Consider the following 12,934-nt stretch of genomic DNA (forward strand, 5'->3'; position numbering starts at 1 on the left):
TCGCGATGGCCCGACACCATTCAGCTCTTCGCCGGACCTTTGATCTCAAGCCCATCGCGTTCCGCGTGATGAAGGGGCTCACGGGCTCCAGTCCGATGTTGCGGAAAGCCGTCTCGTTCTTTCCCGAGTTCGGCTGGCCCGATGACGGAAAGGTGAGGCTCCTCGAGGACAGCGTTCACCCGTTCCGTCTGATGCAGAGCCGCTATGATCGGCAGCGCAACTTCGTCGGCCAGCACAATGTCGACGTGATGAAGCCGACCTGCCGGTTCACGGACCCGAATTCGGGCCATCGGGTGGTCGCTCTCATGTCAGGGATTCTGGTTCCAGGTCATACCCTGACGCCCGTGGACGCAGCCACGGGACGGCAGCTCTCCTTCGACACGACGGCGGACAGCAACTGGAACTTCGCGTTTCCAGCGCCTGCTGCCTTCCACACGCGCCGCGTGGGCGGGATCGTTGCCGCGATCCCCCCTTACTCCCATTACGGCCATCTGCTCACCGATGTGCTGATGCCCCTGTGCCATGCCCTCGACCGGGGTGCGGTGGCCCCGGGAGAAACCCTCACCGTGGCCACGGCGCGCTCCGTCAATCCGCTGGTCTCAAGCTTCATCGAGGGCTTACACCGCAAGGGCCTTTCCATCGATCATGTGAGGCTTGCGCCGTGGGAGCGGATCGAGGCGGATTCCTACCTCTATGCGCGCACCCATTGCAGCAATGTGGAGAGGCTTTTCGCCACGCCCGAGGCGATCGGGTTCGCACGCTTGGTCTTCGAGGCCGCATACCAGGATCGACAGCTGCCCGACCCTGCGCCACGCATTTATCTGACCCGGGGCGACACGCGCCTGCGCCGGGTGGACGGAGAGGCTGCCCTGATGGAGGGGCTTCGCAAGCGCGGTTTCCAGATCGTCCAGGCATCCTGGTCGAACCACCACGAGCAGATGCAGTGGTTCGGCGAAGCCCAGATCGTCATGGGGGTCCATGGGGCAGGCCTTGCCAACATCCTCTGGGCGCAGCGCCAGCCTCTGCTCATCGAGCTGATGGCGCAGAACGGGCGCAAGAGCACAGGCCTGCATTGGGCCGCCGAAGTGGGCGCGGATTACGAGCCGGTGATCGGCGGAGTCGAGGGGCAGAAGCAGGCCTTCGCCATCGATTCCGATGCCGTGCTCCAGGATGTCGACGCGGCCATCGAGCGGAGCCGCGCCGCCTGAGAGCTCGTAGATCTAGTTATCGACGTCCAGCGGGGCCGTGCCTGAGGCGGCGCCGTCGGGGCCGATGGTGATCTTCTCGATCCGGGCCTCGGCCTTCTTCAGCATTTGCTCGCAATGCTTCTTCAGGGCCTCGCCGCGCTCATAGATCGCAATCGAATCCTCCAGGGGCACGTCGCCGCGCTCGAGGCGCCGCACGATCTCCTCGAGTTCGGCCAGGGCCTTCTCGAAGGGGAGGGTCTTGATGGAGGCGGTGTCGGTCATGCGGCTGTCCGTCAAATCTTGGGCTTAGGCAATGTCACGATGGGATTGCGGCATTGCTGGGTCGATGGGCGAGGAGTCTCTGATAGACGAGACCGATGCCGATGAGAACAAGGCCGAGGCCAATAAATGACAGGGCGCGCATGACGCCCTCCAGATTAGCCAGATCGACGATGAACACCTTGAGCACCGCCAGCACGAGATAGGCCGCCGAGGCCAACCGTGCAAAGCGGTTGTCGCGGACAAACCCCAGGCCAAGAAGCAGGATGCCCGTAGCCAGCAGGGCAACCGAGTAGGCCCAATGCTCCCCTTGCGTGAAGTCGCGCCAGAGCGCCAGTTCCGGCCCGGCAAAAAGCCGCCGGATCTCCAGACCCACATAGGCGGAGAAGAGCAGCAGGCTCAAGATCGCCGAGGACAGGCTGTAGAAGCGGGGGCGGGCCCGCCGCTCGACCAGGGCCAAGCCGGCGGCCAACAGGGAGGGCAGCAGATAGGCCGGGATCAGGGCATTGAACACCGGTCCGCCGAGGATCGCGTCGTCCGTCAGCAGCGGGTTCTCGATGAGAAGGAGGCCTCCGGCGCAGAGCGCCAGCGACATGATTTTGAAGATCAGAGAGCCCCAGCGATAAACCGGATCTCCGCGCCTGAGGTCCAGGCGCGTCAGGAGGATGGCGAAGACGAGGCTCTCCGTTGCCAGCAGGCCAGCCTCCAGGAGGCTGAAATCTCCGGCCAGAGGGTCTCCGGCGTGGAGGGCGTGCCGGATCTCGAAGAAGACCAGGAAGGCCGCGAAGACGATCCCTAAGCTCTCGGTCAGCTGGACGATCCTGTCGCGGCCGGATCGCTCCAGCAGCCGGCTCGCCCCGAGAAAAGTCAGGGCCGGGACGCCGTAGCCCCAGAGAAGCCAGTTGATCAGGATCGGTCCGGGATCGCCATCCACAATGGTCGGAGTGCCCACCAGAGCCGGTCCCAGGTGACCGTCCACGATGGTCGGGTTGGCGATCAGCCGCCCCAGAACGATCAACCCGATGGCGCCGACCGCGTAGCGCAGGGCGGGCAGGCCGGTCCGCTCGGAAACCCAGGCCGTGCCCAAGGCCGTCAGGGCGAAGGCCACCGTCAGCATGCCCTTGTCGAGGGCGAAGGTCAGCCCGAGGGCAAGCGCCGCCAGTGCGGCCGAAGCGGTCGCCCCGAGGGCCAGCCGGATCGGGGCGCCTTCCGCGCCGTCCTGGCGGTTGAGCCAGCGGGTGGCGGCGATGAAGGCGAGGGCCAATCCGCCGGCAATCAGGGCAAAGGAGAGGCTCCGCTCCAGGTCCGCAACCCGCCAATAGGCTGCCACAAGCGCCAGGAGCGGGCCGATTGTGGCGGCTCCCGCGTACCAGGCGACTGCGGACAGGCGCAGGTCCGGCGAGCGCACCAGCCGGAGGAGGGCGGCGCCGGCGATGGCCGCGGGAGCAATGAGCGCGAGGCCGAGATAGATTTCGAGCGCGTGCGGCCGCACCGCGAAGAGATCGCCGCTTTGATAAAAAAGGTTTTCAGGAGTTCCGCCGAGATCGGCCCGGATGGGCCAGATCAGGAGGGCCCCGATACTGGTCAGGGCCGCCCAGGTGGCGGCAGGAGCCGCCGGGGCGAAGCGGATGCCCGTCGCCAGCAGGACGAGCGCCATGGCGGCAACGAAGATCGCCCGCCCGTCGCCCGCCGCAACCGTGCCCGACGCCGCAACAGCGGCAACCGCGAAGGCCAGGAGCACGATGCTGGCGGCCCGGTCGATCCCGCTCTCGGTGTCGGGGATCGCACGGTAAGGGAGAGCCACCAGGAAAAGGGCGCCCAAGCCGCCCTGAATCACCAGATGCACCATGGCCGGCAGGGCATCCTGCGCGTCCAGGACGAAGATCAGGAGCGTCCAGATCAGGACGCCGGTCGCGGCCGCGAGCGCAAGCCAGCGCCACAGGCGCAGGCGCGCAACCCCGTAGGCGGGCAGCACCACGAAGGCGAGATAGATCACGAGCGCCCAGGGCTGCGGCTCGTCCGACGAGACGAGGAGCGGGCTTCCCATGGCGCCGAGCAGGCCGAGAGCGGCCAGGACGGGGCCGTGCAGGGTGGACGCGACCATGGTGAGAACCGCGATCAGGCCTAAGGTTATGAAGGCGGCGGCCGGGCCGATCAGGCCGTAGAGCGCGTAGGCCGCATAGGCGGCCGCAAAGGCTCCGCAGGTTCCCGCCGCCGTCAGGATGCTGGGCACGTTCGCGTCGGGAACGCCCGGCACGGCGATGCTGCGCTCCCGGCGGCGCAGCCATTCGCCGGCTCCGATCAGCGCGAGGGCGAAGAGCCCGCCGAAGGCGATGCGGGTGGCTGGGCTCAGCAGGTTCTGCTCGATGGAGTAGCGGACGAGAAAGATGCCCCCGAGGGCGAGAGCCACGCCGCCGACCCAGACGGCCCAGCGGGAGCCGAGCGTCTCCTCGAAATCCCGGCCCCGAGGAGCCGGCTGCGGAACCGGCGGCTGAATGGCCGGAACCGATCCCGCCGGCCGGGGCGCTTCGGCTTCCGGCTCCGGGGGCACATCCGGCGCGGGAGCCTCCTCAATCGGGGCCTCCGGAATGGACGCTGGAGCCTGCTGCTCCGCCGACGAGGCTGCCGGCCCCGCCTGTGCCCGGGCCAGCCGCAGCTCGCTCTCCAGGGCCGCGACGCGTCCCTGCAGGAGCGTCAGCTTGCTGCGGGCCGAGAGGCCGAGAACGAGGCCCGCGATGGCGCAGACCGGAATGCTGAGAGCCAGCAGGACGAGGAAGGGGATCTCCAAGGGATGGCCTCAGTGTTCGCGACAGGCTGACCGTCCAGGCGGAATCAGCTAGCTGCCGCTAAGCTGTAACATGAAGGGCGTTCCCTCCATAGCGTCGGCTCCGCGCCCGATCGACCGGATCGCATCCACCATCCGGCCCCGGCGGTCGAGAAGATCGTCGGCGAGCGCAACGAACCGGGCGTTCGGGGTGGCACTGGGGGCGGCTTTGCGAAGGCTAAGGGCGATGGAGGCCTCGTCCTGCTCCGGCGCCAGGGCGCAGGCAGCGATATAGGCGGCGGCGGTCGAGCGGCTGATCCCGGCCCAGCAATGCAGGACGAGAGGGCTCTCCCGACCCCAGGCACCGATGAAGGCGAGCAGTTGCTCCATGTGCTCCGCGCCCGCCAGCACATGGCCTTCCAGCGGCTCCACGATGTCGCTGACGCCGATGAAGAGATGGCGCCCGGCCTCGATGCTCGTGAGGCGCGGCACCTCGGCTCCCACTCCCATGAGGCTCACCACATGGCTGGCGCGGGTCTCGGCCACGGTGTCGTGCAGGCGGGAGAGGGGGCAGACGTGCAGGGTTGGCATGGTTTTCATCTCAAGGCTTGCGGGCAGCCTTACACGATTTGGATGGAGACGGTGAGCACGATACTCCCTCTCCCGTGTGGGAGAGGGTTGGGGTGAGGGAAAGTCGATACCAGAGGAGGTGCTGCGGGTGACGTTTTGCTGTGGAGATGACTGCGCCGGGCTGGTCAAGCCGCACGCCCTCACCCCTGCCCCTCTCCCGCTCGGGAGAGGGGATGCGCTGTACTTGATCTTGCGTTTCACCCCACCAGCGCCGCCGTGACCTTCTGATGATAGCGCTCCTCGGCCTGCGCCACCGGCCAGGGCTCCAGAAGGGTCAGCACCGTGCGGGGCAGGGGATCGGGCCGGCCGAAGAACTTGATCGCCTCCTCGCGGCCGAAGCCGGCAAGGTGCGTCGCCTCCAGAAAGGCCGACTGCCGGTCCGCCTGCTTGATGAAGCGCTTGAGGGCCGCGCTGGGCTGGGCGGGAAGGCCGAAATGCAGGTGGATGGCCGCCAAAAGGCCTGCTTCGATAGCCTTGTACGCATCGCCGATCACCGCCTTGAACGGGGAGATGATGTCGCCGATCACGTATTCGGGGGCATCGTGCAGGAGAACCGCCAAGCGCCACTCGCGGGACATGTCCGGATCGAGGTGATCGGCGATTGCCTCCACCAGCAGACTATGCTGCGCAACGGAGAAGATGTGTCCGCCTATCGTCTGGCCGTTCCAGCGCGCCACACGGGCAAGCCCGTGGGCGATGTCGTCGAGCTCCACATCGAGGGGCGACGGGTCGAGCAGGTTGAGGCGGCGGCCGGAGAGCATCCGCTGCCAGACGCGGGGTTCCTTCGCCATCAGAGAGACTTGGCCAGAGCCGCGCATTCCGCATGGCGGTAGCAGCCGGTGAGATGATCGTTCGTCATGCCCACCGCCTGCATGAAGGCATAGACGATGGTCGGCCCGACGAAGTTGAAGCCTTCCGCCTTCAGAGCCTTCGAAATCTTGCGCGACACCTCGGTCTCTGTGGGCACGTCCTTGCGGGTTTTGAGCTTCGGCTGCAACGGCCGTCCGTCGACGAAATCCCACAGGAAGCGCGAGAAGCCGCCGCGCTCCTGAATGACGAGCCACGCGCGGGCGCCCGCAATGGTCGCCTCGATCTTGGCGCGGTTGCGCACGATGCCGGTGTCGAGCATCAGCGCCTCCACCTGGGCCTGATCGAACCGGGCGATCACGGCGGGGTCAAAGCCGGCAAAAGCGCGGCGGAAGTTCTCGCGCTTGCGCAGGATCGTGATCCAGGACAGGCCCGCCTGAAATCCGTCGAGAATGAGTTTTTCGAACAGCGCCCGATCATCGACCTCGGGCACGCCCCATTCCGTGTCGTGGTATTCCACATAGAAGGGATCGGTGCCGGGCCACCAGCAGCGGGATTTGTTGTCGGGATGCAGGATCAGTCCGTCGCTCATGCGACCTGTGTAGCGGGAGTGCCGAAAAACGGGAAGATCCGCTCCTGACGAAATTGGTCAGGAGCGCGAGAGCGGCTTGCGGTAATACACGACCCGCTCCGTCTCCTCGAAGCCGAGCGCCTTGTGCATGCTCTGGGAAGCCGTGTTGTCGAGGAACACGTCGGATGCGAACTCGCTGCACCCGAGGCTTCGCGCCCAGCGCTCGACCGCCCGGCACAGCAGCCGGGCAAGTCCCCGCCCGCGATGCTCCGGCTGCACGTAGATCCCTTCGAGAAATGCCACCGGCGAGGTGGCGCAGCCGTTCACGTAATCGTGGCGCAGGGCCGCTTCGGCAAAGCCCGCCGGGGTGCCGTCGGGCAGGCGCACGAGAAACGCGATGGCCTCCTTCTGGTCCCAGAGCATGGCCTGCGCCTCGGAGCGGTGATCCTCCATTGGACCTTCGGGCCACAGGGCATGCCTCAGGGCAACCCATTCCTCGAGGGTCTGCAGCATGCAGGGCTCGACGCGCGGTTCAAGATTGTCGGCCACCGGGCAAGGCTCCCCGCGCATCGACCAGATCCGCCATATGCCGCGAGGCGTCGTCCTGGGCGAAACGAAGCCCCTCCGCCACGCCCTGGCGGTCGGCCTCCGACCGGTTCTGGCTCACCTTCCACTTGCCCTCGATCCGGGTGATCTCGATCTCGATGCCGACGATCCCCTTGAGCTGCGCCGCCACGAAGGGAGCCGGCGCATCGCCCACATTCCAGGGCTCCGGCCGTCCCGCCTCCTGCACGTCGGTCATGGCGGTGATCTGCCGGAGGAGCCAGTCCGAATCGTCGATCACGCGCATGCGGCCATAGGCCTGCACGATGGCGTAGTTCCAGGTGGGCACCACCTTGCCGTGCTCGCGCTTGGCCGCATACCAGGACGGGGTGATATAGGTCTCGGGCCCCTGGAAAACGACAAGGGCCTCCAGGTCAGGGTCGAAATCCTGCCACTGGCCGTTCGCCCGCGAGAGATGGGCCCTGAGGGTGCCCTGAGGCGACGCGGAGGCGTCGAGCACGAAGGGAATGGGATTGGCCACGAGCCCCACGCTGCCCAGGGTCACCAGAAGCCCGAGCGGATGGGCCCTGATGAGGGCGTGCTGAACCTCGCGGCTGTCCTCGCGGAAGTGGGGCGGCTGGTACATGGCGTTCCTGTGCTGACGGCGCAGGAATCTACGCTGTAGTCAGCTCCGCATGCCAGCCAAAAAGTGCGATCCGGATCATCACGAAACGTGATCGATGCGGTTCACGCCTGTGACCTGAGCGCCCGGAGCTTGTCGGAGAGCTCCGCCCAGCGATAGGGCTTGCTGATGAAGGAGACACCCTCCCCCAGGCCCTCGGAGGGGAGAGCCGACATGGGATAGCCCGAGGCGAGCAGAATCTTCATGCCGGGGCGCAGAGCCCTGGCCTTCTGGGACAGCTCGACCCCGTTCATGCCGTTCGGCATCACGATATCGCTGAACAGCACGTCGATATGGGTGCCGCGTCCAAGCACCTCGAGCGCCTCGAGAGCATCCGTTGCGGTGAGCACATCATAGCCCAGGCTGTCGAAGAGATCCGTGGCGACTTCGAGAACAGCGGGCTCGTCCTCGACGATCAAAACCGTGCCCGCGGTCTCGCGGGCCGGTCGCGCCGCAAGGGGGCCCTCCTCCTGCGGATCATCCTCGCCTTCCTCCGCCGGAAGCAGCATGGTGATCGTCGTTCCCTCGCCGGGGGCGCTCTCCACATCCACGTGACCGCCCGTCTGAGCGACGAAACCATAAACCTGGCTGAGTCCCAGGCCTGTTCCCTTGCCCACATCCTTGGTGGTGAAGAACGGCTCGAAAACGTGAGACAGAATTTCCGGTGTCATGCCATGACCTGTATCTTGCACCGAGACGGACACATACGGGCCTGGCTTCAGCCCGGAGTGGTTTCCATCCCGCTCGCTCACAAGCGTGTTGTTGACGGCGACCGTCAGTTTTCCGCCTTCTGGCATAGCATCGCGCGCATTGACAACCAAATTGAGGAGCGCAGCCTCAAATTGTGCCGCATCCACATTGATGGAGCGAACCCGTGACGGCATGGAGACCTGCAGCCTGATCATCTCACCGCAGGCGCGGCGCAGCACGGCCTCGAACCCTTCGAGCAGCGTCTTCGGATTGTGCAGGGCGGGCTGAAGCGGCTGACGGCGCGAAAAGGCCAGAAGCTGCTGCGTCAGCTTGGCGCCTCTATCGGCTGCGCGCAGGGCACTCTCGATCAGTTTCGTCCCGCGGGCGTCCTGAACGTTGCGGCCCAGTAGATCGAGACTGTTGACGATGACCGTGAGCAGATTGTTGAAATCGTGGGCGATGCCGCCGGTGAGCTGGCCCACGGCCTCCATCTTCTGCGACTGGAACAGGGCGGTCTGCGCCTGCTGGAGAGCCTCCTGCGCCTCCCGGCGTTCGGTGATGTCCCGGGTGATCTTGGCGAAACCGATGAGCTCGCCCATCTCGTTGCGGATGGGATCGATGACGACGCTGGCCCAGAAGCGGGTCCCGTCCTTGCGCAGGCGCCAGCCCTCGGCCTCGAACTTGCCCTCGCGGGCCGCCGTCTCCAGTGCTCGGCGGGGGAGTTCCGTGGCTTTGTCTTCGGGGGTGTAGAACTCCGAGAAGTGTTTGCCGACGATCTCGTCCTGCGAGTAACCCTTGATCCGCTGCGCGCCTGCATTCCAGTTGGTCACGCGACCCGTCGGGTCGAGCATGTAGATGGCATAGTCGGTGACACCCTGGACCAGCAGGCGAAAGCGCTCCTCGCTCTCCCTCAGGGCTTCCTGATCCCTCTTCCTCTCGGTCAGGTCGCGGGTGATCTTGGCAAAGCCGAGCAGAGTGCCGCGGGAGTCGCGGATCGGGTCGATGACCACGTGAGCCCAGAAGCGGGTTCCGTCCTTGCGCAGGCGCCAGCCCTCGGCTTCGAACTTGCCCTCGCGGGCTGCCGTCTCCAGCACCCGCCGCGGCAGGTCGTTGGCACGATCCTCATCGGTGTAGAAACGGGAGAAATGCTCGCCCAGGATTTCGGCTTGCGTATAGCCCTTGAAACGCTGGGCGCCGGCATTCCAACTGGACACGATCCCCTGCGGATCGAGCATGTAGATGGCGTAATCGGTGACCGCATCGACCAGAAGCTGGAAGCGTCCCTCCTGGGACGTCGCGCCGGTCCCTTGAATGGCGTTCATCAAAATTCCCCAGCAGACCCCGGCCGGCTCTTGCTTCAGCCCGTTCTCAGGTCGATTAGCAGTAACAGTTTCGTGATGATTTCGTTCCGCTCGAAGCTTGGCTTTTTTGCCGGCTCACGACGCGGCGCCTTGCTCTCCCGGGAAGGCAAACCTGATCCAGGAGGGCCGTTCCAGCCGCACCGGAATGCCGCCGGCCCGGATCGTCTCCCCGTTCTTGAGGGCATCCTCCGCCCGGTCGAGGCGGATCATCAGGAGGCCGCGCCCCTCGGCGCCGGTGCCGGTCTTGCCCAGAAGCCTGTCTCCGGCCATGACCTCGACCCCGAGATCCGCCGCGAATCCGCCCTCGTAGACGGCCGGCACGATCCGCGTACGGGCCGTGCCGCGATGCTGCATGCGGGAGACCACCTCCTGGCCCACATAGCAGCCCTTGTCGAAATCGACTCCCTGGAGCTGGTCCATCAGGGCCTCGTGCGGGAAGGCATCCCCGAACAGGAAGTCGCGCCCGCCCTCGGGTACGCCCAGCCCGATGCGGTGGGCGTGATAGACCTCCGCCGGATCCTGCGCGAACTCGCCCGAGTCCTCGACCGCCACGATGGCGCGCCAGCCCAGAGCCGGCACCCGCGGATCCTCCACGACGAGCCCCGCCTCGTCGTCCGGCCGCGGTGCATTCCAGCCGGCCACAAGGCTGAGCGAATCGGACAGGTCCTCGACTGCCACCTTCGCGCGCAGCTTGTAGAAGCCGAGGCGCTTGGCGAGGTCGGGTGCATAGAGCTTCAGGACATCGAGGTAATAAGCGCCGCCGATCTCCTCCGGCGCCTGAAAGACCAGGAAGTCGAACAGGATCTTGCCCTGGGGCGTCAGCAGGGCGCCGAAGCGCGCGGCCTCGGGCGAGACCCGGTCCAGGTCGCAGGTGATGAGGTTGTCCAGAAAAGTCTTGGCGTCCTCGCCCGAAACCCTTACCACGCCCCGGTCGGCCAGATGGACTGACGGCATGTGCCCCGCTCCCTTGTTCCTGCTGGAGCTGTGACATATGCCCCTTCCGCCAAGGCCTCAAGGGATGAGATTGCCATGCCCCAGACCTTCGACCTGATCCTCAAAGGCGGTATCGTCGTGAATCACGACGGACGCGTGGAGCGCGACATCGGCGTGCGCGGCGGAAAGATCGCCGCCGTCGGCGACCTGTCGCAAGCCTCTGCCGCGCGGGAGATCGAGTGCCGGGGCCTGCACATCCTGCCGGGCGTCATCGACACGCAGGTGCATTTCCGCGAGCCCGGTCTCGACCACAAGGAAGATCTGGAATCGGGCTCCCGCGCGGCCGTCATGGGCGGCGTCACGGCGGTGTTCGAGATGCCCAACACGGACCCGCAGACCACGACCCCCGAGGCGCTCGCCGACAAGGTACGGCGCGGCCATCACCGCATGCATTGCGACTTCGCCTTCTGGGTCGGCGGAACTCATGAGAACGTGAACGATCTGCCCGAACTGGAGCGCCTGCCGGGTGCAGCCGGCATCAAGGTGTTCATGGGCTCGTCCACCGGTTCGCTGCTCGTCGAGGACGACGAAGGCATCGCCAATATCCTGCGCCGCACCGGCCGCCGCGCCGCCTTCCATTCCGAGGACGAGGCGATGCTGCGTTCGCGCAAGGATCTGCGCGTCGAGGGCGATCCGCGCTCGCATCCCCTGTGGCGCTCGGCCGAAGTGGCGCTCGCCTGCACGCAGCGCCTCGTGCGCATTGCGCGCGATACCGGCGCACGCATCCACGTGCTCCACATCACCACAGCGGAAGAGATGGCGCTCCTGAAGGAGCACAAGGATCTCGTGTCGGTGGAGGTGACGCCGCATCACCTCACGCTGGCGGGACCGGAAGATTACGAGCGCCTCGGCACCTACATCCAGATGAACCCGCCCGTGCGCGACGAAGGGCACCGCGCCGCGCTCTGGCAGGGGCTCGACGAGGGCATCGCCGACATCCTCGGCTCCGATCACGCGCCGCACACCCGCGCGGAGAAGGACAAGACCTATCCCAACACGCCCTCCGGCATGACCGGCGTGCAGACCCTCGTGCCGATCATGCTCGACCACGTGAATGCAAGCAGGCTCACCCTCGAGCGCTTCGTCGACATGACGAGCGCCGGCCCCAAGCGCCTGTTCAGCATCGCCGGCAAGGGCCGCATCGCGGTCGGCTACGACGCGGATTTCACCGTGGTCGATCTCAAGCGCACCGAGACCATCACCAACGACTGGATCGCCTCCAAGTCGCAATGGACGCCCTACGACGGCAAGAAGGTAACCGGCTGGCCCGTCGGCACGGTCGTGCGCGGCAACGTGGTGATGTGGGATGGATCGCTGGAAACGCCGTCGCAGGGCGAGGTGGTGCGGTTCGAGGAGACGCTTCGTTCGTAGGGGTCGATTTCAGCTTACGTGCGGAGAGGCAACGTGGTGACCAAGGCCATCATGGTGGACGTTGACGGGGTTCTCGTCCATGGGAGGCCGGAAGACGGTCGGCATTGGTCGACATCCCTTGAGGCGGATCTCGGAATATCTGCTGAGGATCTGCACTGGGAATTCTTCGCCGTGCATTGGGGTGATATCATAATCGGCCGCGCCATGCTGACAGACCGGCTGCCACTTGCCTTGCAAATGATTGCCCCTCATCTCACTGTGGATCAGCTAATCAACTACTGGTTCACAAAAGACACGCGCTTGGATGAAAAGTTGTTGCGTGATCTCATGCAACTCCGTTCCTCCGGGTTTCAGCTTCATCTTGCAACCAATCAGGAACATCTAAGGGCAAAGTATCTTCTGGATGAACTCGGCTTGGCCAAACATTTCGATAGCATCCAATATTCCGCTCAGATCGGCGCCAAAAAGCCTGAGTTGGAGTTTTTCCGCGCCGCAGCGTTGCGAACTAGCCTTTCGCCGGATGAAATCCTTCTGATTGATGATGTTGCCGAGAACATTGAAGCAGCTAAGGAGGCCGGCTGGAGAGCAGTTCTATGGACGGCTGAAAAGCCAATATACGAGATCATCAAAGACCTTGTTTAAAGAACCTATTTCACCCAAGCCATGTTCTGCAGCACGACACGATAGCCATCCGGATCCTCGAACGTCACGCCCAAGTCATCCCAATATGGATTGAAGGATGGCACCGGAGAATGTCCGTTGTCGCGCATGCGCTGCACTGCGGCTTCCCATTCGCTGCGATCCGGCAGGTAGAAGACGAGCAGATTATCTTCCGTCGGAGCACGACCGGCCTTGTGGCCGCGCAGGGATGTGAACTCCAGGTGCCACATGGCCTGCGGGTGCCCCAGAATCCTGCCCTCGAAGCCGTCGGTTTCATCGAACGAGGCGATGATCTGGAAACCGAGACCATCGCGGTAGAAACGCACCACGGCCTCAAGGTTATCCGTCGGCCGCGCCACCCGAAGCTTCAGGTTGCTCATCGAACGACCGTCGATC

General features: G+C 65.3%; 13 protein-coding genes. 3 read left to right on the forward strand and 10 right to left on the reverse strand.

Annotated features, from left to right (window positions below; translation table 11 throughout):
- Positions 1–5 precede the first annotated feature (5 nt).
- On the forward strand, positions 6–1,208 hold the full coding sequence (locus MA07_RS07525) for a glycosyltransferase family 61 protein (protein WP_036348786.1): 1,203 nt from the start codon (positions 6–8) through the stop codon (positions 1,206–1,208).
- A gap of 12 nt (positions 1,209–1,220) precedes the next feature.
- Here the strand turns inward: MA07_RS07525 and MA07_RS07530 are convergent, their stop codons facing one another.
- From MA07_RS07530 to MA07_RS07570, 9 genes are all read right to left on the reverse strand, one after another.
- On the reverse strand, positions 1,221–1,469 hold the full coding sequence (locus MA07_RS07530; protein ID WP_036348789.1) for an exodeoxyribonuclease VII small subunit: 249 nt from the start codon (positions 1,467–1,469) through the stop codon (positions 1,221–1,223).
- A gap of 34 nt (positions 1,470–1,503) precedes the next feature.
- Complete coding sequence (locus tag MA07_RS07535) at positions 1,504–4,254, reverse strand: DUF2339 domain-containing protein (protein ID WP_052002918.1); 2,751 nt, start codon at positions 4,252–4,254, stop codon at positions 1,504–1,506.
- Between the two features lie 48 nt (positions 4,255–4,302).
- Positions 4,303–4,821 (reverse strand): protein-tyrosine-phosphatase, encoded by a 519-nt coding sequence (locus tag MA07_RS07540; RefSeq protein WP_036348791.1) that lies wholly within the window; start codon positions 4,819–4,821, stop codon positions 4,303–4,305.
- Positions 4,822–5,057: 236 nt separating this feature from the next.
- Positions 5,058–5,651: an HD family hydrolase gene (locus tag MA07_RS07545; RefSeq protein WP_036348794.1), complete on the reverse strand. Its 594-nt coding sequence runs from the start codon at positions 5,649–5,651 to the stop codon at positions 5,058–5,060.
- Positions 5,651–6,259: a DNA-3-methyladenine glycosylase I gene (locus MA07_RS07550; protein WP_036348797.1), complete on the reverse strand. Its 609-nt coding sequence runs from the start codon at positions 6,257–6,259 to the stop codon at positions 5,651–5,653. The genes MA07_RS07545 and MA07_RS07550 overlap by 1 nt, the downstream gene beginning before the upstream one ends.
- A 57-nt stretch (positions 6,260–6,316) precedes the next feature.
- Positions 6,317–6,751 carry an aminoglycoside 6'-N-acetyltransferase gene (aac(6'), locus tag MA07_RS07555; protein ID WP_036349100.1) on the reverse strand — a complete coding sequence of 145 codons (435 nt, stop codon included), beginning with the start codon at positions 6,749–6,751 and terminating at the stop codon, positions 6,317–6,319.
- A 19-nt stretch (positions 6,752–6,770) separates the two neighbouring features.
- A complete protein-coding gene (locus MA07_RS07560; RefSeq protein ID WP_036348800.1) occupies positions 6,771–7,427 on the reverse strand; it encodes an FMN-binding negative transcriptional regulator in 657 nt (218 codons plus the stop codon).
- 101 nt (positions 7,428–7,528) lie between these two features.
- Complete coding sequence (locus tag MA07_RS07565) at positions 7,529–9,475, reverse strand: PAS domain-containing sensor histidine kinase (RefSeq protein ID WP_036348803.1); 1,947 nt, start codon at positions 9,473–9,475, stop codon at positions 7,529–7,531.
- Between the two features lie 114 nt (positions 9,476–9,589).
- On the reverse strand, positions 9,590–10,468 hold the full coding sequence (locus MA07_RS07570; protein WP_036348806.1) for a folate-binding protein YgfZ: 879 nt from the start codon (positions 10,466–10,468) through the stop codon (positions 9,590–9,592).
- Positions 10,469–10,543: 75 nt separating this feature from the next.
- Here MA07_RS07570 and MA07_RS07575 point away from each other — a divergent pair, with 75 nt between their 5' ends.
- Positions 10,544–11,878 carry a dihydroorotase gene (locus MA07_RS07575; protein ID WP_036348809.1) on the forward strand — a complete coding sequence of 445 codons (1,335 nt, stop codon included), beginning with the start codon at positions 10,544–10,546 and terminating at the stop codon, positions 11,876–11,878.
- 51 nt (positions 11,879–11,929) lie between these two features.
- Positions 11,930–12,520: an HAD-IA family hydrolase gene (locus tag MA07_RS07580; protein ID WP_036349102.1), complete on the forward strand. Its 591-nt coding sequence runs from the start codon at positions 11,930–11,932 to the stop codon at positions 12,518–12,520.
- Between the two features lie 5 nt (positions 12,521–12,525).
- Here the strand turns inward: MA07_RS07580 and MA07_RS07585 are convergent, their stop codons facing one another.
- A complete protein-coding gene (locus MA07_RS07585) occupies positions 12,526–12,918 on the reverse strand; it encodes a VOC family protein (protein WP_036348811.1) in 393 nt (130 codons plus the stop codon).
- Positions 12,919–12,934 lie beyond the last annotated feature (16 nt).

This window comes from Microvirga sp. BSC39, assembly GCF_000739015.1.
Taxonomy (GTDB): Bacteria; Pseudomonadota; Alphaproteobacteria; order Rhizobiales; family Beijerinckiaceae; genus Microvirga.

What these genes read in the sequence shown, in the direction of transcription:
- MA07_RS07560 (WP_036348800.1), bottom strand. Translation starts at nt 7,427, where the DNA reads ATGTACCAGCCGCCCCACTTCCGCGAGGACAGCCGCGAGGTTCAGCAC.
- MA07_RS07525 (WP_036348786.1), top strand. Translation starts at nt 6, where the DNA reads ATGGCCCGACACCATTCAGCTCTTCGCCGGACCTTTGATCTCAAGCCC.
- MA07_RS07575 (WP_036348809.1), top strand. Translation starts at nt 10,544, where the DNA reads ATGCCCCAGACCTTCGACCTGATCCTCAAAGGCGGTATCGTCGTGAAT.
- MA07_RS07530 (WP_036348789.1), bottom strand. Translation starts at nt 1,469, where the DNA reads ATGACCGACACCGCCTCCATCAAGACCCTCCCCTTCGAGAAGGCCCTG.
- MA07_RS07565 (WP_036348803.1), bottom strand. Translation starts at nt 9,475, where the DNA reads ATGAACGCCATTCAAGGGACCGGCGCGACGTCCCAGGAGGGACGCTTC.
- MA07_RS07540 (WP_036348791.1), bottom strand. Translation starts at nt 4,821, where the DNA reads ATGCCAACCCTGCACGTCTGCCCCCTCTCCCGCCTGCACGACACCGTG.
- MA07_RS07545 (WP_036348794.1), bottom strand. Translation starts at nt 5,651, where the DNA reads ATGGCGAAGGAACCCCGCGTCTGGCAGCGGATGCTCTCCGGCCGCCGC.
- MA07_RS07580 (WP_036349102.1), top strand. Translation starts at nt 11,930, where the DNA reads ATGGTGGACGTTGACGGGGTTCTCGTCCATGGGAGGCCGGAAGACGGT.
- MA07_RS07585 (WP_036348811.1), bottom strand. Translation starts at nt 12,918, where the DNA reads ATGAGCAACCTGAAGCTTCGGGTGGCGCGGCCGACGGATAACCTTGAG.
- MA07_RS07570 (WP_036348806.1), bottom strand. Translation starts at nt 10,468, where the DNA reads ATGCCGTCAGTCCATCTGGCCGACCGGGGCGTGGTAAGGGTTTCGGGC.
- MA07_RS07550 (WP_036348797.1), bottom strand. Translation starts at nt 6,259, where the DNA reads ATGAGCGACGGACTGATCCTGCATCCCGACAACAAATCCCGCTGCTGG.